The organism is Serratia sp. Ser99 (assembly GCF_024519545.1).
GTDB lineage: Bacteria > Pseudomonadota > Gammaproteobacteria > Enterobacterales > Enterobacteriaceae > Serratia > Serratia liquefaciens.
In genome coordinates this window covers 259,559-280,038 of sequence record NZ_JALJRT010000001.1, presented here as the reverse complement: position 1 = coordinate 280,038, position 20,480 = coordinate 259,559, and the positions used below count along the sequence as shown (strand labels likewise).

The window sequence follows — 20,480 nt, the reverse complement described above, 5'->3', positions numbered from 1 at the left end:
TACCTACTGTGACCTGAATGTCGTACCCGCAGGAGAACTAAAACAATGGATCGCGTTAATATCATTCACGATTTGCTGGACTGGATTGAAACCCATCTGGATCAGCCGTTACTGTTAGACAACGTAGCGGCGAAGTCAGGCTACTCCAAGTGGCACCTGCAAAGGATGTTCCGCAGCACTACCGGGCATGCTTTAGGCAGTTACATCCGCGAGCGTCGACTGTCGCAAGCCGCGCAAGCACTGCGTTCGACACCGCGCCCTATTCTCGACATTGCCCTGCAGTTCCACTTTGATTCTCAGCCGTCTTTTTCACGCGCATTTAAAAAACAGTTCGGCAAAACGCCGGCGGTTTATCGTCGTACAACCCGCTGGGACGTCGCAGAGATGCACCCGCAGCCGATAGAACCGCTGAACGGGCATCGCTACGAGTCCCCTGGCGTGCATCTGTGGTATGCCGGTAAATGCCTGGACAGTGTCTGTACCAACTGGGTTGGTCAACACTGAGAGAAATTGCATTAAAAAAGGGGTTCAGCCTGCGCTGAACCCCTTTTTTTATTGAGAAATCTTACTTAAAGGTGACGTCGATATTGGCCGACGCGGTGAATGGCCCCACCTTCGGGTTGGTATTCAGCCATTTCAGGCTAGCCATGAAGTTCTTTTCAACGGTGCTACCATTGACCAGGCCCAGATCAACCGGGGAGTTCATCTTGATTGGCGTGTTTGGTGTCGCCGCCTGCGAAATCAAGATACCAAATCCGCTGTCGCTGGTTGGCAAGATCGTCGTAGCGTCCTGCACTGGATAAGTGGAGCTGAAACTGGCCTGCAGTGTCTCGCCCTTGCAATCCTGACCGGTAGCCGGATCAGACATATTGGCGCTGACCGAGAACGGTACTTGTTTTTCTATCTTGCCAGCTACCGCATTCTGACGCGGAATGGTGCCAAAATTCACGGTTGAGCCATTGTTAGCCACTACGGTGATTTTCGGATTACAGGAAATAAACTGAATATTTCCCAGACCGTTAATATAGGCATTGAAGTTGCTGCCGACCACGTTGTTGAGACCGCCGACCCCATCAACCTGAAATACGGAATAAGTGCCATTGTTGGTGATTTTCCCACCTGCAGGCGGAGGTGCCCCTGTCGCCTTGATATAAAGCGAGTAGGTCACCGTCACACTCAAGGATTGGGCTGGTTTGGCACAACCACCGCGACCATTTGGACGACATTGTGTACCCGGACCAACATCCTGTCTTGCGCCATTGGTCAGCTTATAATCCACGCTGTTGTAGTTGACACCAACCTCGATAGACTTGTCGATATTGCGCATGTCCTTCTTCGGATCCCAGTAAAGATAGGCATTTTCGCCTTTGGGATAATCACGGTCATCGACACATTGGAAAGTCGATGTGAAGGTTTGCGAGCGCCACAGCAGAGCCCCCGCCGCCGTATTAGCGGTTGACACTTTAATTGGCTTATCCAGCGTAATAATCTGACTGACGCTGCCATTCTGCTTACAAGACAGCGCAAAGCTGCTCTGCGAGAACGTCCCCAGCGTGACCAGCAGCCCTGCCGCCAGCCCGAGGTTTTTATGTTTTAACAACAAAGAAGACATATTCATTCCTTTTACGGTTTTCCGCAGGTCAGCGAAAGTTCCTGATAGCCCATCAGCTGTTCGGTCGCCGATTTCAGTTCCGGCACCACCAGTGAACAACTGTCGCCGGCATCGCTGCCCCATTTAACCAACAGGCGATCCCCTGCGGATGCGCCGGAGATATAAATATCCCCATTGGTACCCACGGTACCGTTGTTCTTGCCGTCGGAGCTAAACACGTTGGCGCCGATTGGCGGTACGCTGCCGTCCAACAGTTTACTGTGTACCAGCAGGCTTTGGCCGGTATGCGTTTCAAATTTCACGCGGGTAATGGCGCCATATGTCGGTACCACGTCGCGGGCCGCCATCGGGATATCCAGGCCGTTGCCGATATCCTCAGTGCGCAACGCCACGCGGTTATGACGATAAGGTGAGGCCGAGGTCATTACCGCGTAACCGAAGCGGTCAATAGCCACACCCGGCTGGTTTTCCAGACGGACGCCCTTGGCATCTTTGGCCTCAACCAGCACAAAGGTATTTTGCAGCGGCTGGGTCAGCGTCACGCCGCCGGAGTGCGCCACAATACCGCCCGACACGCCCAGGGTAGACTGCTGGTAATCATTACTGTAGCTGTAACCGGCATTGACGGTACCCATGCTGCCCTGGTAGCCGACGTTAGCCGAGCTGGTTTGGCCGGAGTAACGATCGTGACCACTTTGCACCGCGTAGTTCAGACGGTTATCGTCCAGCGCGGTACCACTCAGGCCAGCGCTGTATGTATTACCGCTCTGCTTGCTGTGACCGGCGTTGAAGCTGGCCGTCATATCAGACGAATCGCGGCTGAAGAAGCTGAACGGAATAGAGACGCTCATGTTGATGCTGCGATCTTTATAACCGTAGTTGCTGCGGCTGTCCTGATAGAACACGCCGTAGCTGATATTTTTGTAGCTGCTGTTAAAGCCGGTTTGAACCGTACGATCCTGGCCGGAGCCGCCCCAATATGACTGGTTGCTGATATTGGTATACAGCGTTGAGTTACCGGCAATACGCTGGTTGATCGACAACTCTACACGCTGGCGTTTGTTATTGAAACGGCTGGTGTAATAGGTACGACGACGTGATTCTGCCCAATCCGGCACGCCCAGATTGCGGTCATTCTCATCGTAGTAATCGTTACGGTAGACGCCGTTTTCATAGCGATCGCGTTCCGCAACTGCATCAGAGAAATCATAGTAACCAGAGGTCGAGTAACGGTAACCGGCGATCTGGAATTCGGTGCCCCAGTCGTTGAGCGATTTGGAGTACAGGAAGCGGAAGCTCTCCCCCTGTTTGTCGTCACCGTTGACCAGGTTGGTGTCGGAATAGGACATATCGAAGGAAACTGCCCCCCAGACACCCATGTTTTTACCCATACCCACTACCGCCGAACGGTAATTTTCCGCGACCAGCACCCCACCATAAGGCGTGATGTCATACGCCATGCCGTGGGACAAGGTGCCTTGCACAAACTTCGGCTGGTATTTGGTGGTGCCGTCATGGTATTTACCGGCGGTCATCTGGTAGTCCCAGATCCCTTCGCGCAGCATGTTCGGCACGGAAGAGAACGGCACCACGAAAGAGGTTCTTGAACCGTTGGCCTCAATGACCGTGACGTTCAGGTTACCGCTCAAGGTGCTTGGGAAGATGTCGGTCAGCGCAAACGGACCCGGCGGCACGTTGGTGCTGTAAATGGTGTAGCCGTTTTGGCGGATCTCAACGCGGGCGTTGGTCGACGCCACGCCACGGACCACGGGCGCGTAACCGCGCTGGCTTTCCGGCAGCATATCGTTGGCGCTGGAAATCTGCACACCGCGGAACTGAATGCTGTCGAATACATTGTTATTGGTGTTGGTCTGGCCAATCACCAGACGGCTGCGCAGGGAAACGATGTCGGTTTCCGCCCAGCTTGAAACGGTATTCCAGTGCGTGCCGGCACCCGACTGCTGATTCAGCGTCGAGTTGTTACGCAGGCGCCAATTACCGACATTGATGCCGTTGTTCAGGCTCAGGAAGTAGTAGTCGGATGTTTTATCGTTGGCGTTATTACGGTAATTATTATGGTTGCCGCTGAAGTTATAGTTAACGAAACCGGCGTTAATCCCGCGATCGTAAACCTTCGGCGAGATGGCACCCTGTGGACGCGGCTCCAGGAATATCTGCGGCACTTCCAAATCCATACGCTGTATGGCTGCGTCGTAGCTCAGCTTGGCACCCGAAATTTGCTGTGACAGAGCGTAGCACTGCGCGGCACCTTCGGTTTTCATATCGCCCGGCAGTTTTACACCGTAGTCCTGGTAATCCTGCGCAGTCAGGCAAGGCGTTACCGGCGTGTCTTTGGCGTCTTTTTTGAATTCGATGTCACGGTGATCGATACGCTGTCCGTTCAGGTAAATATCGAACGGATATTTACCTGGCAGGATATCATCGCCGCTGGACAACGCTGCCACCTGGGCAATGTTGTCATCGCCATGGATGAAGGAGGTGTTGAACTGCTCCTCCGCCATGGCCATATGAGAGAATGAAAATGGCACCGCAGAAAAATAAATTACACCATTAATCAGCCTGACCAAACGTTTTGGCGTGAGGGTTGTTATTCTTTTATGTGCCATTTTTTGTTCATTCCTTGAAGGGCTTAAATCAATTTAATGCAACGTTCTTAATCTCGGTGTGGCCGCCGTAATCGTTGATATAGGTGAACGACATACTGTTGGCCGACTGCGCGCCCTGTGGCAGAGCAATCCGCAGGCTATCTTGCGGTTTCACCATGTCGGCATTCACTTTCCAGCTTTTGCCACCGCTTTTCAGCGTCAGTACACCCAGCGTCACAAACAGTGGACCATTGTTGGTCACCACCAGATTGCTGCCCTGACGCTGCCATTTCAGTGCCTCTGCCTGCTGTTGCAGGTTGGCCTTCAAGGCTTCTGGGCGGTAGAACAGTTTGATACGGGTACGGATCGCCACCTGCAGCACGTTGTCTTGCTTAGGCGTTGGCGGAATTTCCTGTACGTTTACCCAGAGCAGACTTTCTCTGTCCTGCGGTAACCCGCTGCCGGAATAAATAAAGCGCAGAATTGCGTCTTTTTTGGCAGCCAGTTTTAAAATAGGTGGAGTGACCACGATCGGTAAATTCTTCGGCATCTGGCTTGAATCGCCAGTATCCAACCAGGTTTGCACCATATAGGTGTCGTCGCTGTCATTGCTGATTGAGAGCGATGCGGATTTACTTCCGCTGTTATAAATTACGCGCGTCGAATCAACCTGAATTCCGGCAAAAGCATTTACGGAAAACGCGAATAAAATACAAGAAAGCACTTTTTTCATCGGAATATCTCAACTCTCAGAATTTAGCCGTCCGTGGCCAATAGCTCTATCTATCCTGCCAGCGAATTAAATTACTTGTATTCGATGGTGAAGGTAGCGTTAGAGTTTGCCTGACCCGCAGTTACCAGATCCTGGTAAGATTTATAACGAGCGCGCAGGTTGAAAGTCGCAGAACCTGGGTTGTCGCCATCAGCAGCAACAGAAACGGTCGCTGGGGTAGCAACTTCCTGAGAGATTGGCAGAGTTGCGCCGTTGTTATCCAGGATTTCAACGCCAACGCCGTTAGCGCCGCCAGTTACAGCCAACAGCTCTGGGTGGCCAGCTGGGGTGTTACCGTCGAAACGCAGGGTGTAGTTACCCGCTTCACATTTCTCCAGGCTAATATCGAAAGCTTTAGCACCGCTGGTAGAACCAGAAGTTGGGAATGCGGTAGTAGGGTATTTACCCAGGTAAACTTCTTTATTCTGGTCTTTATCAACAACTTTACAGGTGGACTGTACGATTTCACCGGTGAATTTAACGTTGCCGCTTGCAGCAGTAGCGTTATAAGCAGTAGCAGACAATACCAGCGCGGCCAAAGGCAATAATACTTTTTTCATTTCCAGCTCCATAGAAAAACAATAAAATAATCGATTCAGTGACAGACGAATATATAGTTCCCCGGCACTGAGCATACACTCAGCGATAGCACTCCTTGCTTAAAAGGAGTGTTGCCTCGATGAACCCATTGCCGGACGAAATATAGACTAAGCGCATTCTTATTGTTAAATCGTTTAAAACATTCATAACCCCCCTCTTGATAGGAATAAACTATCAACAAATACCTATCGATCGATGTTGACGATTCAATCGAATAGGAATAATCTGTGTTTTGGAAAGTCATGCAGTCAGACATTTTTCTTTAAGGCCTGATTAACAGCATATTATTCCGTATATTTACATTTTGTTACCTTTAGAGCCCTTTGGACTTCACGACTAAATGCGCGTTAAATGGTCTGCAAGCGACATTTCACAATCACGTCGCACCAAATAAGACATTTACCTATAAACAGCCTGATATTGAATTAATTTTAGTTAAAAAACAGGTAGTTACATATCAATCAAGGGATTGAGGAATGCGCAGTTCTTTTAGAGAGAAAAATAACGGAATTAATTATGTTTTCCAGCCAATGTTCGCAAAATCCGGACAATTGCTGGCCGTTGAGTGCCTATCTCGATTCACTTTTAATAGTGAATATGCGCATTTCTCTCCTGAACAGTTCTTTCGTACTGCCGATAGCGAGACCCGAATTGAGATTCTGTTAGACCAGGTCAGTCTGATAGAGAAATATAATCACTGGTTTCGTGAAAATCAGGTTATAGCCACGCTGAATGTAGATGACCATTCTCTACGGTCGTTGGCCAATAGCCATTTTGCAGAAAGAATTAACGCCACTCGCTGTATACATTTCGAAATCAGTGAGAACTCAACCCGTTTGGTTAAAGATCGCGTTCATGGCGATCCTTCACTAAAGAGCTATTCATTTTGGCTCGATGATTTTGGTTCTGGCTATGCGGGTTTTTCCGCGCTGTATAACAGCCAGTTCCGCTTCGTTAAACTCGACCGCTTTTTGTTATGGGACTTTATGAAAAAGTCCGGCGGCGACGGTTTAATGCGCGCTTTATTGCGCTTTTTTTACCTTAATCATTACAAGGTAATTATTGAAGGGGTTGAAACCCCCGAGCATAAAAAATGGCTGGACGAAATGCCATATTACGCACTGCAGGGAAAGCTGTGGAAGGAATCCGACATCAAGGATTTGAACTCGCTTCTTACAGCTGAATACTTTTAACTCATTATGGGTGTTTGCCATTATGTCTAAAAACAATGTCCTTGTTATTAGTGAGTGTAAGTACAGCTATGTCGGCCTTTCGGTGTTACTGAAAAAACATTACGGCAAGTACGATATCAGACTGTTTTCAGATTTTATGCACGGTGGCGCCAAGGCGGAGAAAATAATTAAGCACGACATCGCCCTGATCTTCACCTCACAAAATCTGGAGCAAAGCGTTAACGTCATTGAAAGCCTGGTGTCTTTGCATCAGCAATACAACTCCAAAACGCGTCTGTTGGTGTTTTATGACGATGAACGCGTGGTGAAACTATTGTCGATCCTGGGCATCTCCGTTGAATTGGTGTCTACACGCATTCCACTTTATTCGCTGCAGGAAAAAATACAGAACCTGCTGGAAAGTAAAGAGCCCGGGGGGATAAAAATGCAGAAAACCCGCGAGCTTAGCCCGGCGGAAAGCGACGTTATCTTCAACCTGTTGCGCGGTGACAGCCTGCTGCATATTGCCCAAAAGCGCGGCACCCACCCCAAAACGATTTTCTCTCAGAAATACAGTGCGATGAAAAAGCTGCGTCTGCGCAGCATGAGCAGTATTTTCGTTGCCAGCAAGTAACTCCCTCCTCCCCTTCAGGCTGCCACCGGCGGCCTGAAGGGCGGACTCATCGTTAAATTAATGTAACAATCAACGATAAAGCAGTAACAGCCACATAACACTCCTGTCTATTGGTTAGGATCCGCTCAGCAAACTTTCTGTGAGCCATGTCGTCTGGACTAATAAAAACATCAGGAGATGTTATGAAGTCATCATTATTCAGCCGTTATACCTGCCTTGTCTTGAGTCTTTTGCTGACGTTGGCGTCTTTGGCGCTGTTGTCCCATAGCCCCTGGTTTTGGCTACCGACGATCATTTTTGGTGGTCTGAGCGCGTTGGGCATTTATGATCTGACCCAACAACGCCACGCCATCTGCCGAAACTATCCGATCATCGGCCGACTGCGCTTTTTCTTCGAGTTTATTCGCCCGGAAATACGCCAGTACTTACTGGAAGAAGATAACGCGCAGATCCCGTTTTCACGTACCCAACGCACGCTGGTTTACCGACGCGCCAAAAATGAAATGGGCGACAAGCCGTTCGGTACCCAGTTGGACGTTTATCAAACCGGCTACGAATGTATCGGGCACTCCATGCGTCCGGTCGAGGTATCTGACCCCACCAGCTTCCGCGTGACGATCGGCGGTCCAGATTGCAGCCAACCCTACTCCGCGTCGATCTTTAACATCTCCGCCATGAGCTTCGGCGCCCTGTCGGCCAACGCCATTCGCGCCCTCAACCTCGGCGCGGCAAAGGGCAATTTCTACCACGACACCGGCGAAGGCAGTATCAGCCGTTATCACCGCGAAAATGGCGGCGACCTGGTCTGGGAATTGGGCAGCGGTTACTTCGGTTGCCGCACCGCCGACGGCCATTTTGATCCGCAACGCTTCGCCGAGCAGGCTAAAAAACCGCAGGTGAGAATGATTGAAATCAAGCTCAGCCAGGGTGCTAAACCCGGACATGGCGGCATACTACCGGCGAAAAAAGTGGATGCGGAAATCGCCGCAACGCGCGGCGTACCTGAAGGGGTCGACTGTATTTCTCCGGCTTCGCACAGCGCCTTCAGCACGCCAATTGAAATGATGCATTTCATCCAGCAGCTACGTGAATTGTCCGGTGGCAAACCCGTGGGCTTCAAACTCTGTATCGGCCACCCGTGGGAATTTGTCGCCATCGCCAAAGCCATGCTGCAAACCCAGATCTTGCCGGACTTTATCGTGGTGGACGGCAAAGAAGGTGGAACCGGCGCAGCACCGCTCGAACTGTCCAACTATATGGGCATGCCGCTGCGCGAAGGGTTGTTATTCGTCCATAACACCCTGGTGGGCTGCGGACTGCGCGACAAAATCAAGATTGGCGCCAGCGGTAAAATCATCAGCGCCTTCGATATCGCCAGCGTGCTGGTGTTGGGCGCCGACTGGGTGAACTCAGCCCGTGGTTTTATGTTCGCCGTCGGCTGCATTCAGTCGCAAAGCTGCCATACCAATCACTGCCCTACCGGGGTCGCCACCCAGGATCCACTGCGACAGAAAGCCCTGGTGGTGCCAGACAAGGCCGAACGCGTTTATCACTTCCACCAGAATACGGTGAAAGCGCTGGCAGAAATGCTTGCGGCGGCGGGCGTCAGCCGCCCTGAGCAGTTGACTTCGCATCATATGCTGCGCCGTATTACCTCAACCGAAATCAAGGTCTACGCCGACATCTATTACTACCTGGAGCCTGGTGCACTGCTGCAAAAAGAGATCGAAAGCGATTTTTATGCGCGCATGTGGCGCATGGCGACGCCAAACAGTTTCGATCAGGCGATCGCCCTGCCGGCTTAAGGGGTACGTTTGTACCTGCTGAGGTGAAAGATAACGGGAATGAATTGCCCCCTCGCCTCGGGGAAGGACATTGGAGAGGGGGTTGCTTGCTACAGCGGCCCTCCCCCTCAACGGCGAGAGGGCATGTGGGTTATGGCTTACGCGCCGGGGCGTCGCCGGCCACGTAATAGTCGGCAGTGCTACGCGGCAACGGCGTGCGCTGGCGAATACGATCGGCAATCTTCTCGGCGATCATGATGGTGGTAGCGTTCAGGTTACCGGTGATGATCAGCGGCATAATGGACGCATCCACCACCCGCAGGCCTTCCATACCGTGCACTCGCCCTTGCCCATCCACCACCGCCATCTCGTCTTCGCCCATTTTGCATGAGCAGGAAGGATGGAAGGCGGTTTCGGCATGCTCACGCACAAAAGCGTCCAGCTGTTCGTCGGTCTGCACTTCTGGCCCCGGGCTTATCTCGCGGCCGCGGTATTCGTCCAGTGCAGGCTGCGCCATGATTTCGCGCGTGATGCGAATGGCATCGCGGAACTCCTGCCAGTCCTGTTCGGTCGCCATATAGTTGAACAAGATGCTCGGATGTTGGCGCGGATCCTTCGATTTCACCTGCACCCGGCCACGGCTCGGGGAGCGCATTGAACCGACGTGCGCCTGGAAACCGTGCTCTTTCACCGCGTTGCTGCCGTTGTAGTTAATCGCCACCGGCAAGAAATGGTACTGAATGTTCGGCCAGGCGAACTCTTCGCGGCTGCGGATAAAGCCACCGGCTTCAAACTGGTTGCTGGCGCCCACGCCGGTGCCGTTGAACAGCCACTCTGCGCCGATCTTCGGCTGGTTGAACCATTGCAATGCCGGGTACAACGACACCGGCTTTTTACAGGCGTATTGCAGGTACATTTCCAGATGGTCCTGCAAGTTCTCGCCCACGCCGGGCAGATCGTGCACCAGATCGATGTCCAGGCGGTTCAGCAGCGCCGCTGGACCAACGCCGGAACGCTGCAAAATCTGCGGCGAGGCAATCGCACCGGCACACAGCAACACTTCGCGACGCGCACGGGCACTGGTGATTTGGTTACTTTCACCCTGCAAGTAGTCAACGCCCACCGCACGCTTACCCTCGAAGCGGATGCGGTCGGTCAACGCGTGAGTGACAATCTTCAGGTTTGAACGGGAACGAGCCTGATCCAGATAACCCCGAGCGGTGCTGGCGCGACGGCCTTTCGGCGTGACCGTGCGATCCATCGGGCCAAAGCCTTCCTGCTGGTAGCCGTTCAGGTCATCAGTACGCGGATAACCCGCCTGCACACCGGCCTCCACCATTGCGTGGAACAATTCGTTATTACCGGCTTTCGGCGTGGTCACGCTGACCGGACCGTCGCCACCGTGATAATCATTAGGCCCGATATCGCGGGTTTCCGCCTTGCGGAAATATGGCAGGCAGTCCAGATAACTCCAGTCCTCCAACCCCGGTGCTTTTGCCCAGTTGTCGAAGTCCATCGCGTTGCCGCGGATGTAGCACATGCCGTTAATCAGTGATGAGCCGCCCAGCCCTTTACCCCGGCCACACTCCATGCGGCGGTTGTTCATGTGCGGCTCAGGATCGGTTTCATACGCCCAGTTGTAACGACGGCCCTGCAGCGGGAATGCCAGCGCGGCCGGCATCTGGGTGCGAAAATCCATCCGATAATCCGGGCCGCCGGCTTCCAGCAGCAATACGCTAACATCAGCGTCTTCGGTTAAACGGGTGGCTAAAACGTTACCGGCTGAACCGGCACCGATAATGATGTAATCGTATTCCATACATTATCTCCTAAATATTCGTATGCCTGAATGATGCGAATGACTTGAATATCGCATGCTGAATATATCCAGGCAGTTTTGGATGCAAGAAAGGATTATCCCCTATGGATTTCGCGTTACAGCTAGGCGGCAAGGGCGTGGAACCCCAGGGGTCAAGTAAGTGACTGGGGTCCGCGTTCGCAGCCAACAACGCTGTAGCTTGAAAGACGACGGGGATATTTAAAAGATGGAAATATATTCGCCCAGCTCGACTTGTATCGATTTGACCTGGGTGTAATGTTCCAGCGTACTGAGGCCATTTTCACGGCCGACGCCAGACTGCTTGTACCCGCCGACCGGCATTTCCGGCGCCGATTCACCCCAGGTGTTGATCCAGCAAATGCCGGCCTCCAACTGGTGGATCACCCGATGCGCCCGGGTCAGATCGTTCGTCACCAAACCGGCAGCCAGGCCGAAGGTGGTGTCGTTCGCACGGCGTACCACTTCTTCTTCGCTGTGGTAAGTGAGAATGCTCATTACCGGCCCAAAGATCTCTTCGCGCACGATCTCCATCTCGTCACCGCAGTCGGTAAATACCGTCGGCGCCACATAAGCCCCTTTGGCGTATTCCCCCTCAGTCACACGTTCGCCGCCGCACAACAGGCGAGCGCCGCTTTTCTTGCCGCTTTCAATGAAGCGTAATACCGACTCCATATGCGCGAAGCTGACCAGCGGGCCGAAGTTGGTTTGTGGATCGGTAGGATCCCCCAGGCGGATGCGCTTAACGCGCTCGAGGATTTTGGCTTCGAACTCGGCCTGCAACGCTGCGGGGATAAATACTCGAGTCCCGTTGGTGCACACCTGGCCGGAGCTGTAGAAGTTAGCCATCATGGCGATATCGGCAGCGCGATCCAGGCAGGCATCGTCAAAAATAATCAGCGGGGATTTGCCACCCAGCTCCATGGTGACTTCTTTCAGCGTCGAACCTGAGGCGTTAGCCATCACTTTCTTACCGGTTTTGACACCGCCGGTGAAGGACACCTTGGCAATGCCGGGATGATCGGTCAGGTACTGGCCGACTTCTGCGCCGCTGCCGGTGACCACGTTGAATACGCCGTCCGGCAAACCGGCTTCGGTATAGATTTCCGCCAGCTTCAGCGCCGTCAGGGAGGTGACTTCACTGGGTTTGAAGATCATCGCGTTGCCTGCCGCCAGTGCCGGTGCGGATTTCCACAGGGCAATCTGGATCGGGTAGTTCCAGGCGCCAATACCGGCCACCACGCCCAGGGGCTCACGACGGGTATAAACAAAGGCGCTGTCACGCAGCGGGATCTGCTGGCCTTCGATCGCCGGGATCAGACCCGCATAATATTCCAATACGTCGGCACCGGTAACGATATCCACCGCCGTGGTTTCCGACATGGCCTTGCCGGTATCCAACGTTTCCAGCGCGGCCAGTTCGTCGTTGCGTTCGCGCAGAATATCCACCGCTCGGCGCAGAATACGAGAACGTTCCATCGCCGTCATCGCTGCCCACACTTTCTGTCCGCTGGCTGCACTGGCCACCGCACGGTTGACGTCTTCAGCGCTGGCGGACTGGATCTCGGCAAGCACTTCACCGTTCGCCGGATTAACCGCGTTGAAAGTTTTTCCATCGGTACTGTCTACATAGGCACCATTAATATAGAGCTTCTGTAAGCCAAAACGGGACATAGGTTCTCCTTGGGTTATCCTCAGGGTGGCGTTTGCCCCCGGAGTTGAAACGTAATGTATTCGGTCGTGAGCGCGATCGCCTGCGTCTGGTTGAACGCCGCGCCGCGCAACGCACTGCGCAGCCACAGGCCGTCAATCAGTGCTGCCAATCCTTTGGCTGCCAGTCGCGCCTGCGCCTTGGGCAGTTGGCGACTAAATTCGGCACACAGGTTGGAATACAGCCGACGGCCGTTCACCTGTTGCAGCCGATTAAGCTGCGGCTGGTGCAAGCTGCTGGCCCAAAACGCCAGCCAGGTTTTCATCGCCGCACTGTTGATCTGGCTGTCGTCGAAGTTACCGGCGACGATCGCCTGCAGCCGTGATGCCGGGCTCTGGTCGCTTAACGCCTGTAGCCGCAGCTTCACCGCCTCGCCCAAATGGCTAATCAAATAGCGCATAGTGGCTTCCAGCAGGCCGTTCTTATCCTTGAAATAATGGCTGATGATGCCGTTGGAAACTCCGGCCCGCCGCGCTATTTGCGCGATGGTGGCGTCATGCATTCCCACTTCGTTCACCGCGGCCAGCGTGGCATCTATCAACTGCTGCCTTCTGATTGGCTGCATTCCTACCTTTGGCATAATTCGACTCTCACAAAACCGACTTCGGCCTCGTCTCAGCGGCGGGATTTCACGCCCTTTTCACCTGCTGAACTTGGTCTTCATGCTCACTATTAAACTTTTTTTTGATTGAACGTTCAATAAAAATTGCATATATTTTATTACCGCTTGGTTACAAATATGTACTTTTCGGTTGTGGAACTGGCTGATTTTTGTGAGGTATTTAACGAATCTGACCAAAATCAGTGTCTGTAAGCGGTTCCCACCACGAAACGATTTTCTGTTTCGTTAACAAGCAAAGCGGCAATCTTTGGCAAGCAGAATAGCGATTGCCGCGGCTTTATATCCGCACTTTTCCGGACGGCGCCGATGCGTCCGTTCAGGCTGGTGTGTGGGCACGATTTTACTCAGTTGTTAAAAAACAGAGGAAGACGATGACAACACGCGAAACCTCCTCAAAACCACAAAAGGATGGCCTTAATCCGGTGGTTTTCTTTACCTCGGCGGGGCTGATTCTGGCCTTCTCGCTGATGACCATCTTTTTTACCGATTTCTCCGGGCGATGGATCACCCGCACCCTGAATTGGGTTTCAACCACCTTCGGCTGGTATTACCTGCTGGCCGCTACTCTGTACATCGTATTTGTGGTGTTTATCGCCGCGTCGCGCTTCGGTTCGATCAAGCTCGGGCCAGAACAGTCGAAACCCGAATTCAGCCTGATGAGTTGGGCAGCGATGCTGTTCGCCGCCGGCATCGGCATCGATCTGATGTTCTTCTCGGTCGCCGAACCGGTGACGCAATATATGATGCCACCGGAAGGCCAGGGCCAGACGATGGAAGCCGCCCGCCAGGCCATGGTGTGGACACTGTTCCACTACGGGCTGACCGGCTGGTCGATGTATGCGCTGATGGGCATCGCCCTCGGCTACTTCAGCTACCGCTATAACCTGCCGTTGACCATCCGTTCGGCGCTCTACCCGATTTTCGGTAAACGCATCAACGGCCCGATCGGCCACAGCGTAGACATTGCGGCCGTGCTGGGCACTATCTTCGGCATCGCCACCACGCTGGGTATTGGCGTAGTGCAGTTGAACTACGGCCTGAAAGTTCTGTTCCACATTCCGGAAAACCTGACGGTTCAGGCCGCACTGATCCTGCTTTCGGTGATCATGGCGACCATTTCGGTGACCTCAGGTGTTAACAAGGGCATCCGCATTCTGTCCGAACTCAACGTGCTGTTGGCGTTGGGACTGATCATGTTCGTGCTGTTCTTCGGGGATACCGAATTCCTGCTCAATGCGCTGGTGCTCAACGTTGGCGACTACGTTAACCGCTTTATGGGGATGACCCTTAACAGCTTTGCCTTCGATCGTCCGGTAGAATGGATGAACAACTGGACCCTGTTCTTCTGGGCCTGGTGGGTAGCCTGGGCGCCGTTTGTCGGCCTGTTCCTGGCGCGTATTTCGCGTGGGCGCACCATCCGCCAATTTGTAGTCGGTACGCTGATTATTCCTTTCGTGTTCACCCTGCTGTGGCTGTCGATTTTCGGCAACAGCGCGCTGTATCAGATCATTTACGGTAACGCCGCTTTCGCGCAGGAAGTAATGCAGTATCCGGAACGCGGTTTTTACAGCCTGCTGGCTCAGTATCCGGGCTTCACCTTCAGCGCCTCGGTGGCAACCATCACTGGCCTGCTGTTCTACGTCACCTCGGCGGATTCAGGTTCACTGGTTTTGGGTAACTTCACCTCGCGCCTGAGCGACATCAACAACGATGCGCCCAACTGGCTACGTATTTTTTGGTCGATAACCATTGGCCTGCTGACCATCGGCATGCTGATGACCGACGGCGTGCCCGCGTTGCAAAAAACCACGGTGATCATGGGCCTGCCGTTCAGCTTTGTGATCTTCTTCGTGATGGCCGGATTGTATAAATCATTGCGGGTAGAGGATTACCGCAAAGCCAGCGCGTTGAACACCAGTGCGCCAATGCCGGTGTCCAGCAATGACGTGCTCAACTGGAAACAGCGCCTGTCGCGCGTAATGAATTATCCTGGCACGCAGTACACGCAGAAAATGCTGGATACCCGTTGCCGACCGGCAATGCAAGAAGTGGCGCGTGAGCTGGAACTGCGCGGTGCCAAAGTGGAATTCAGTGAGGTACCGCCGACCGAAGATGAACGTTTGAGCCATCTGGAGCTGCTGGTGCATCTGGGCGAAGAACAGAACTTCATCTACCAGATCTGGCCACAGCGTTATTCGGTGCCGGGCTTTACCTATCGCGCCCGCTCCGGCAAGTCGCACTACTACCGGTTGGAAACCTTCCTGATGGAAGGCACCCAGGGCAATGACCTGATGGATTACAGCAAAGAGCAGGTGATCGGCGATATTCTCGATCAGTATGAGAAACACCTGAACTTTGTGCATATCCACCGTGAGGCACCTGGCAATACCCTGACCTTCCCGGATATGTGATCCGTTCATCACGGCCAAAAGGCGCAGTTTAAAAACTGCGCCTTTTTTTACGGTATATCGTCAGGCAAGTCGGCTTTTAGCAGCAGTATCGAACCCGCCAATAACACCAGATCCTTTAGCAGAAAGCTGGTGGCCCCCCCCATCGCCGGAAAGCCACCGGCCGAAGCTTCCCAGGCACCCGGTGTGGAGAAGATCAGAGTCAGGGTCGTCAGATAAGTCAGTGTCGATCCCACCGCCCCCAATAACCCCAAACGTCGCGACCAAAAACCGGCCAGCAGCAAAAGACCAAAGCTCCACTCGGCAACCCCTAACGCATAACTGGCACCGCGAATGCCAAACACATCGTGCATCCAGGCCAGCAGCGGGCTATTACCAATCAGAGGCACCAGCCCCTGCGCTTCATAATCAAACCACTTGGCATAGCCGAAAGCGGCGAAGATCACCACCAGCGCCAGCCGCATAAAGGCCACGTCCCAGTTCGAGCGCTTAAAGCGCTGCAGCCACATAGTCTGAACCATCGTCCCTCCCGTTGTACTTGCCCGCAGCCGGGATTAAACCAGCGTCCATCCGGCTGCGGGACGCGGCGGCTTACTGCCCCATAGCGTCTTTTTGCATAGCGTCTTTGCTCATACTTTCTTTCTTCATGCCGTCATGCTTCATGGCGTCTTTATCCATGCTGTCTTTCTTCATGCCATCATGTTTCATGGCATCTTTGCCCATGCCGTCTTTCTTCATGCAATCCTTGCCAATACACTCTTTTTTCATGCCGTCTTTGGCCATACCCTCGTGCGACATCTGGCTCATGCCGTCTTTTTTCATCGCGTCTTTGCCCATGCTGTCGGCGGCATTGGCACCGAGGGAACCTAACATCAACGCGCTACACATCATTACTGCGAATAACTTTTTCATGGTATTTCCTTTTCTCATTTAAAAAGCACCTGTGTGCCGGGGATAGTTGGGGCCGTCGTTAGCTGCCGCCAAACCAGTTGTAACCTTGATCTTCCCAGTAGCCGCCGGGAAAGCGGTTGGTGATCTCTATGACCTGAATATGTTTCGGGTTCTTGTAGCCGAGTTTGGTCGGCATGCGCAGCTTCATCGGATAGCCGTATTTACGTGGCAGGATCTGGCCATCGTAAGTCAGCGCCATAATGGTTTGCGGATGCAGCGCCGTGGCCATGTCGATGCTGGTGTAGTAGTCGTCGGCACATTTGAAGCTGACATAGTTGGCGCTCAGGTCCGCGCCGATCGCCTGCAGAAATTGCGCAAAGGGTACGCCCCCCCACTTACCGATGGCGCTCCAACCCTCAACGCAGATATGGCGCGTCACCTGGCTGATTTGCGTCATGCTGTGCAATTGCGGCAAGGTCCACGGCTGCTTATTCAGCACTAACCCACTGACCTCCAGCCGATAATCCTCGCCATTGATATCCGGCGCCTCTTCTTCGGCGTAAAACGCGTTGAACGGGAACGGACGAGTAATCTGCGACTCGGCATACACCGGTGCCAAATGGTCGGCGTTAAACAGCCACCCCTGCACCCGATCGTTAAAGCGCGAGATACGGCTCAACGCCTGTTCCACATGGGTGTTGTCGCTAAGGTCACAGCCGGTGAGCATCGCAATGCCACCCAGCGTCAACCCGTTACGCAGAAAACGGCGGCGTGAAGAGGAGGTCAACTGGCGCGCCAACAACTGCTGTGCTTCCCTGACAATCTCCCGGCCTTCACTCAGGCTGATAAGGGGTTTATCTGTTTTCATCGGGTTCTCCTTAACGTCCACGCAGCATGGCCAACAGCGTGCGTGGTACCAGCGCCACCATGACCAGGTGCACTACTACAAACCCCACCAGCGCCGACATGGCGTAAAAGTGGATATAACGTGCCGCTTCATAGCCGCCGAGCAATTCGCGCAGCAGCGGAAATTGCACCGACTTCCACAACACCAGGCCAGACATCACCATCACTACGCCTGCCACCATCACAAACAGATAAGCAGCTCGCTGTACCATGTTGTAATGACGCAAATCGCTATGACCGAGTTTGCCCCGCAGCGCCGCCAGCAGATCGCTCAACAAGGCTTTTGGGCTGAGCGGCCAAAATTTGCGTTTCAAACGGCCGCTGAACAAATTGATCAGCAGATAACACAACCCGTTGATCCCAAACAGCCACATGCCGGCGAAGTGCCATTGGAGCGCCCCACCCAACCAACCGCCTAGCGTCAGCTCATTGATAAAACTGAAGTTGAACAGCGGGGAAGCGTTGTAGATGCGCCACCCGCTGGTGACCATGATCAGCATCGCCAACGCATTCAGCCAATGCGTCAGGCGCAGCCACAGCGGGTGGATCAGTACGGGTTTCTCCGGCGTAATGGACATGGCCATGACGTCTCTCCTGACGGTGGCGGTTTCAATGGGCTGAGTATCCGTCCGATTTGTTCCCCAAGACCTCACGCAAAGTTAAATAAAATGTGATAACTCAGGCTCCGGTGGTTGTGTAGACTTCACTAAGGCCTGGCAATCAGCGGTGAGAGAATGGAAAAGCCAAAGAAAATTTTAATCGTCGAGGATGACGGCAATATCGCGGAGCTGCTGCAGTTACATCTGCGCGACGAGGGTTATGACATCAGCCATGCCGCCGATGGCAATCTGGGGATGGCGATGCTGGAACAGGGCGGCTGGGACGCATTGATCCTCGATTTGATGCTACCGGGGATCGATGGGCTGGAGATCTGCCGCCGCGCGCGCAACATGACGCGCTACACGCCGATCATCATCACCAGCGCGCGATCCAGCGAGGTACATCGCGTGCTGGGGTTGGAACTCGGTGCCGACGACTACCTCGCCAAACCCTTTTCGATGCTGGAACTGGTGGCCAGGGTTAAGGCACTGTTTCGTCGTCAGGAAGCCATGAGCCGCAACCTGAAAATGGACGCCGGCACCTTGAGCTTTGACGGCCTGACCATCGATCCGATTGCGCGTGAAGTACTGTTGAATCATCAAGCCATCGACCTGACGCCGCGTGAATTCGACCTGCTGTATTTTTTTGCCAAACACCCCGGCAAGGTCTTTTCCCGCTTGAGCCTGCTCAACCAGGTGTGGGGATATCAGCACGAAGGCTATGAGCACACCGTGAATACCCACATCAACCGGCTGCGCATCAAGATTGAAAGCAACCCGGCGGAACCCGAGCGCATCCTCACCGTGTGGGGTATGGGCTACAAATTCGCGGCAGCGCCGCAAGAGTGAATCATGAAAAACCTTACGTTAACGCAACGTCTGACCCTGATCTTCGCACTGCTGATGGTGGTCAGCTGCGCCATATCCGGCTGGATGCAGGTGCGCAGCAGTACCCAGTACAGCCAGGCGGTGATCCAGCGGTTGTCCGGTAATCTGGCGCAGCACATTGCCGACAGTAACCCGCTGTTGGGGCAAAACGGGCTGAACGCCCCCTCGGTTCACAGCCTGTTCGATCAGCTGATGGCGGTAAACCCCAGCGTTGAGGTCTACCTGCTCGACAAACAGGGCAATATCATTGGCAACGCCGCGCCGGCCGGCCACCTGAAACGCCAGAAAGTGGATTTGCTGCCGTTGCAGGCCTTGTTCGATGGCGCCAGCATGCCGGTTTACGGCGATGACCCGCGCAACCCGAATGCCAGAAAAGTGTTCAGCGCCGCACCGCTGAAGGTCAATGGTCAGGTTGAAGGCTATTTGTACGTGGTGCTGCTGGGCGAAGATTACGACGCGCTGGCCAGCAACGCGCTGTTTAGCTCTGCGGTTTCCATGGCGCTGTGGTCATCGGGCCTGATGGTGCTGTTCAGCCTGTTGGCCGGCGGATTCGCGTTCTATTGGGTCACCCGGCCAATCCGTCGTCTTACGCGTCAGGTCAGCGAGCTGGACAGCGGCGGCATCGCTGCGGTACAGGCCTATGCCGCGCTGCCGGTCGACGCCGCCGGACGCGACGAGGTCAGCCGACTGCAGCAAGCCTTCAACAGCATGGCGCAACGCATCGCCTTACAGTGGCAGTCGCTTTCACAGCAGGACCAACAGCGCCGCGAGTTTATCGCCAATATCTCGCACGACCTGCGTACCCCGCTGACTTCGCTGCACGGCTACCTGGAAACGCTGTCGGTAAAATCCGCCAGCCTGAGTGAAAACGATCGCCAACGCTATCTGGAGATCGCGCTGGCGCAGAGCCGCAAGGTTGGTCGGCTGGCGCAGGAGCTGTTCGAGCTGGCACGGCTGGAGTATGGCGTGGTGAAACCGCAGAAAGAGCCGTTCTCACTCAGCGAGCTGGTGCAGGATGTGTTCCAGAAGTTCGAGCTGGCGGCCGAGGCTCGCCAGCAACGGTTGCTGGCTGATATCGCCCCGGGCATTCCATTGGTGTTCGCCGATGTCAGCATGATTGAACGCGTGTTGACCAACCTGCTGGACAACGCTATTCGCCACACGCCACAGGGGGGCGAGATTGAAGTGCGGCTCTGGCAGCAGGCAGGCAAGGTGCTGGTTCAACTTAACGACAGTGGCCCCGGTATCCCACAGGAGCTGCGCGCCGATCTGTTCGTTCGCCCTTCTATTCTGAGCAGCGCGCGTCGCCACGCCAGCGGGCTGGGATTGATGATCGTGCGGCGCATTTTGTTGCTGCACGACAGCGATATCCAACTGATCGAACAACCGCAACGCGGTGCCTGCTTCCGCTTCTCAATCCCGCTGCGTTAGCGCGTTA

General features: G+C 54.1%; 18 protein-coding genes. 7 read left to right on the top strand and 11 right to left on the bottom strand.

Going from position 1 to position 20,480, the window contains the following annotated elements; genetic code table 11:
- Window positions 1–45: 45 nt before the first annotated feature.
- Complete coding sequence (locus tag NR114_RS01395; protein WP_256813902.1) at window positions 46–504, top strand: helix-turn-helix domain-containing protein; 459 nt, start codon at window positions 46–48, stop codon at window positions 502–504.
- Window positions 505–565: 61 nt separating this feature from the next.
- Here NR114_RS01395 and NR114_RS01390 read toward each other — a convergent pair whose 3' ends face one another.
- From NR114_RS01390 to NR114_RS01375, 4 genes are all read right to left on the bottom strand, one after another.
- The gene (locus NR114_RS01390; RefSeq protein ID WP_020825960.1) at window positions 566–1,612 is read right to left on the bottom strand and encodes a fimbrial protein; all 1,047 of its coding nucleotides are present in this window, start codon (window positions 1,610–1,612) and stop codon (window positions 566–568) included.
- 11 nt (window positions 1,613–1,623) lie between these two features.
- Window positions 1,624–4,239: a fimbria/pilus outer membrane usher protein gene (locus tag NR114_RS01385; protein ID WP_046374095.1), complete on the bottom strand. Its 2,616-nt coding sequence runs from the start codon at window positions 4,237–4,239 to the stop codon at window positions 1,624–1,626.
- A 28-nt stretch (window positions 4,240–4,267) separates the two neighbouring features.
- Entirely contained in the window at window positions 4,268–4,951 is a 684-nt protein-coding gene (locus tag NR114_RS01380) for a molecular chaperone (RefSeq protein ID WP_020825958.1), read from the bottom strand.
- A 71-nt stretch (window positions 4,952–5,022) separates the two neighbouring features.
- A complete protein-coding gene (locus NR114_RS01375) occupies window positions 5,023–5,550 on the bottom strand; it encodes a fimbrial protein (RefSeq protein WP_012005952.1) in 528 nt (175 codons plus the stop codon).
- A gap of 516 nt (window positions 5,551–6,066) precedes the next feature.
- Here NR114_RS01375 and NR114_RS01370 point away from each other — a divergent pair.
- The 3 genes from NR114_RS01370 to NR114_RS01360 all read left to right on the top strand — a co-directional run bounded on the left by NR114_RS01370 (window position 6,067) and on the right by NR114_RS01360 (window position 9,201).
- A complete protein-coding gene (locus NR114_RS01370; RefSeq protein WP_020825956.1) occupies window positions 6,067–6,783 on the top strand; it encodes an EAL domain-containing protein in 717 nt (238 codons plus the stop codon).
- 22 nt (window positions 6,784–6,805) lie between these two features.
- Entirely contained in the window at window positions 6,806–7,396 is a 591-nt protein-coding gene (locus NR114_RS01365; protein ID WP_020825955.1) for a LuxR family transcriptional regulator, read from the top strand.
- Window positions 7,397–7,578: 182 nt separating this feature from the next.
- Window positions 7,579–9,201 carry an FMN-binding glutamate synthase family protein gene (locus NR114_RS01360; RefSeq protein WP_256813901.1) on the top strand — a complete coding sequence of 541 codons (1,623 nt, stop codon included), beginning with the start codon at window positions 7,579–7,581 and terminating at the stop codon, window positions 9,199–9,201.
- A gap of 130 nt (window positions 9,202–9,331) precedes the next feature.
- Here NR114_RS01360 and betA read toward each other — a convergent pair whose 3' ends face one another.
- The 3 genes from betA to betI form a co-directional block, all read right to left on the bottom strand.
- On the bottom strand, window positions 9,332–10,999 hold the full coding sequence (gene betA, locus NR114_RS01355) for a choline dehydrogenase (RefSeq protein ID WP_046374096.1): 1,668 nt from the start codon (window positions 10,997–10,999) through the stop codon (window positions 9,332–9,334).
- A gap of 219 nt (window positions 11,000–11,218) precedes the next feature.
- Window positions 11,219–12,691 carry a betaine-aldehyde dehydrogenase gene (gene betB / locus NR114_RS01350; protein ID WP_234529088.1) on the bottom strand — a complete coding sequence of 491 codons (1,473 nt, stop codon included), beginning with the start codon at window positions 12,689–12,691 and terminating at the stop codon, window positions 11,219–11,221.
- A gap of 20 nt (window positions 12,692–12,711) precedes the next feature.
- Entirely contained in the window at window positions 12,712–13,308 is a 597-nt protein-coding gene (gene betI, locus NR114_RS01345) for a transcriptional regulator BetI (RefSeq protein WP_046374098.1), read from the bottom strand.
- A gap of 413 nt (window positions 13,309–13,721) precedes the next feature.
- Here betI and NR114_RS01340 point away from each other — a divergent pair, with 413 nt between their 5' ends.
- Window positions 13,722–15,761, top strand: coding sequence for a choline transporter (locus NR114_RS01340; protein ID WP_256813900.1), 2,040 nt, complete (start codon window positions 13,722–13,724; stop codon window positions 15,759–15,761).
- 47 nt (window positions 15,762–15,808) lie between these two features.
- Here the strand turns inward: NR114_RS01340 and NR114_RS01335 are convergent, their stop codons facing one another.
- The 4 genes from NR114_RS01335 to NR114_RS01320 form a co-directional block, all read right to left on the bottom strand.
- Window positions 15,809–16,279, bottom strand: a complete 471-nt coding sequence (locus NR114_RS01335; RefSeq protein ID WP_046374100.1) for a YkgB family protein — start codon at window positions 16,277–16,279, stop codon at window positions 15,809–15,811.
- A gap of 70 nt (window positions 16,280–16,349) precedes the next feature.
- Entirely contained in the window at window positions 16,350–16,670 is a 321-nt protein-coding gene (locus NR114_RS01330; RefSeq protein ID WP_234529087.1) for a pentapeptide MXKDX repeat protein, read from the bottom strand.
- 58 nt (window positions 16,671–16,728) lie between these two features.
- Window positions 16,729–17,517, bottom strand: a complete 789-nt coding sequence (locus NR114_RS01325) for a molybdopterin-dependent oxidoreductase (protein ID WP_020825947.1) — start codon at window positions 17,515–17,517, stop codon at window positions 16,729–16,731.
- A gap of 10 nt (window positions 17,518–17,527) precedes the next feature.
- Entirely contained in the window at window positions 17,528–18,139 is a 612-nt protein-coding gene (locus NR114_RS01320) for a cytochrome b/b6 domain-containing protein (RefSeq protein WP_142815642.1), read from the bottom strand.
- Between the two features lie 150 nt (window positions 18,140–18,289).
- Between NR114_RS01320 and NR114_RS01315 the strand changes: the two genes are divergently transcribed.
- Both NR114_RS01315 and NR114_RS01310 read left to right on the top strand, forming a co-directional pair.
- Window positions 18,290–19,003, top strand: coding sequence for a response regulator transcription factor (locus NR114_RS01315; protein WP_020825945.1), 714 nt, complete (start codon window positions 18,290–18,292; stop codon window positions 19,001–19,003).
- A gap of 3 nt (window positions 19,004–19,006) precedes the next feature.
- On the top strand, window positions 19,007–20,473 hold the full coding sequence (locus NR114_RS01310; RefSeq protein ID WP_020825944.1) for a HAMP domain-containing sensor histidine kinase: 1,467 nt from the start codon (window positions 19,007–19,009) through the stop codon (window positions 20,471–20,473).
- Window positions 20,474–20,480 lie beyond the last annotated feature (7 nt).

What these genes read in the sequence shown, in the direction of transcription:
- NR114_RS01335 (WP_046374100.1), bottom strand. Translation starts at nt 16,279, where the DNA reads ATGGTTCAGACTATGTGGCTGCAGCGCTTTAAGCGCTCGAACTGGGAC.
- NR114_RS01360 (WP_256813901.1), top strand. Translation starts at nt 7,579, where the DNA reads ATGAAGTCATCATTATTCAGCCGTTATACCTGCCTTGTCTTGAGTCTT.
- NR114_RS01310 (WP_020825944.1), top strand. Translation starts at nt 19,007, where the DNA reads ATGAAAAACCTTACGTTAACGCAACGTCTGACCCTGATCTTCGCACTG.
- NR114_RS01395 (WP_256813902.1), top strand. Translation starts at nt 46, where the DNA reads ATGGATCGCGTTAATATCATTCACGATTTGCTGGACTGGATTGAAACC.
- NR114_RS01385 (WP_046374095.1), bottom strand. Translation starts at nt 4,239, where the DNA reads ATGGCACATAAAAGAATAACAACCCTCACGCCAAAACGTTTGGTCAGG.
- betA (WP_046374096.1), bottom strand. Translation starts at nt 10,999, where the DNA reads ATGGAATACGATTACATCATTATCGGTGCCGGTTCAGCCGGTAACGTT.
- NR114_RS01370 (WP_020825956.1), top strand. Translation starts at nt 6,067, where the DNA reads ATGCGCAGTTCTTTTAGAGAGAAAAATAACGGAATTAATTATGTTTTC.
- NR114_RS01320 (WP_142815642.1), bottom strand. Translation starts at nt 18,139, where the DNA reads ATGGCCATGTCCATTACGCCGGAGAAACCCGTACTGATCCACCCGCTG.
- betI (WP_046374098.1), bottom strand. Translation starts at nt 13,308, where the DNA reads ATGCCAAAGGTAGGAATGCAGCCAATCAGAAGGCAGCAGTTGATAGAT.
- NR114_RS01375 (WP_012005952.1), bottom strand. Translation starts at nt 5,550, where the DNA reads ATGAAAAAAGTATTATTGCCTTTGGCCGCGCTGGTATTGTCTGCTACT.
- NR114_RS01365 (WP_020825955.1), top strand. Translation starts at nt 6,806, where the DNA reads ATGTCTAAAAACAATGTCCTTGTTATTAGTGAGTGTAAGTACAGCTAT.
- NR114_RS01390 (WP_020825960.1), bottom strand. Translation starts at nt 1,612, where the DNA reads ATGTCTTCTTTGTTGTTAAAACATAAAAACCTCGGGCTGGCGGCAGGG.
- NR114_RS01330 (WP_234529087.1), bottom strand. Translation starts at nt 16,670, where the DNA reads ATGAAAAAGTTATTCGCAGTAATGATGTGTAGCGCGTTGATGTTAGGT.
- NR114_RS01325 (WP_020825947.1), bottom strand. Translation starts at nt 17,517, where the DNA reads ATGAAAACAGATAAACCCCTTATCAGCCTGAGTGAAGGCCGGGAGATT.
- betB (WP_234529088.1), bottom strand. Translation starts at nt 12,691, where the DNA reads ATGTCCCGTTTTGGCTTACAGAAGCTCTATATTAATGGTGCCTATGTA.
- NR114_RS01315 (WP_020825945.1), top strand. Translation starts at nt 18,290, where the DNA reads ATGGAAAAGCCAAAGAAAATTTTAATCGTCGAGGATGACGGCAATATC.
- NR114_RS01380 (WP_020825958.1), bottom strand. Translation starts at nt 4,951, where the DNA reads ATGAAAAAAGTGCTTTCTTGTATTTTATTCGCGTTTTCCGTAAATGCT.
- NR114_RS01340 (WP_256813900.1), top strand. Translation starts at nt 13,722, where the DNA reads ATGACAACACGCGAAACCTCCTCAAAACCACAAAAGGATGGCCTTAAT.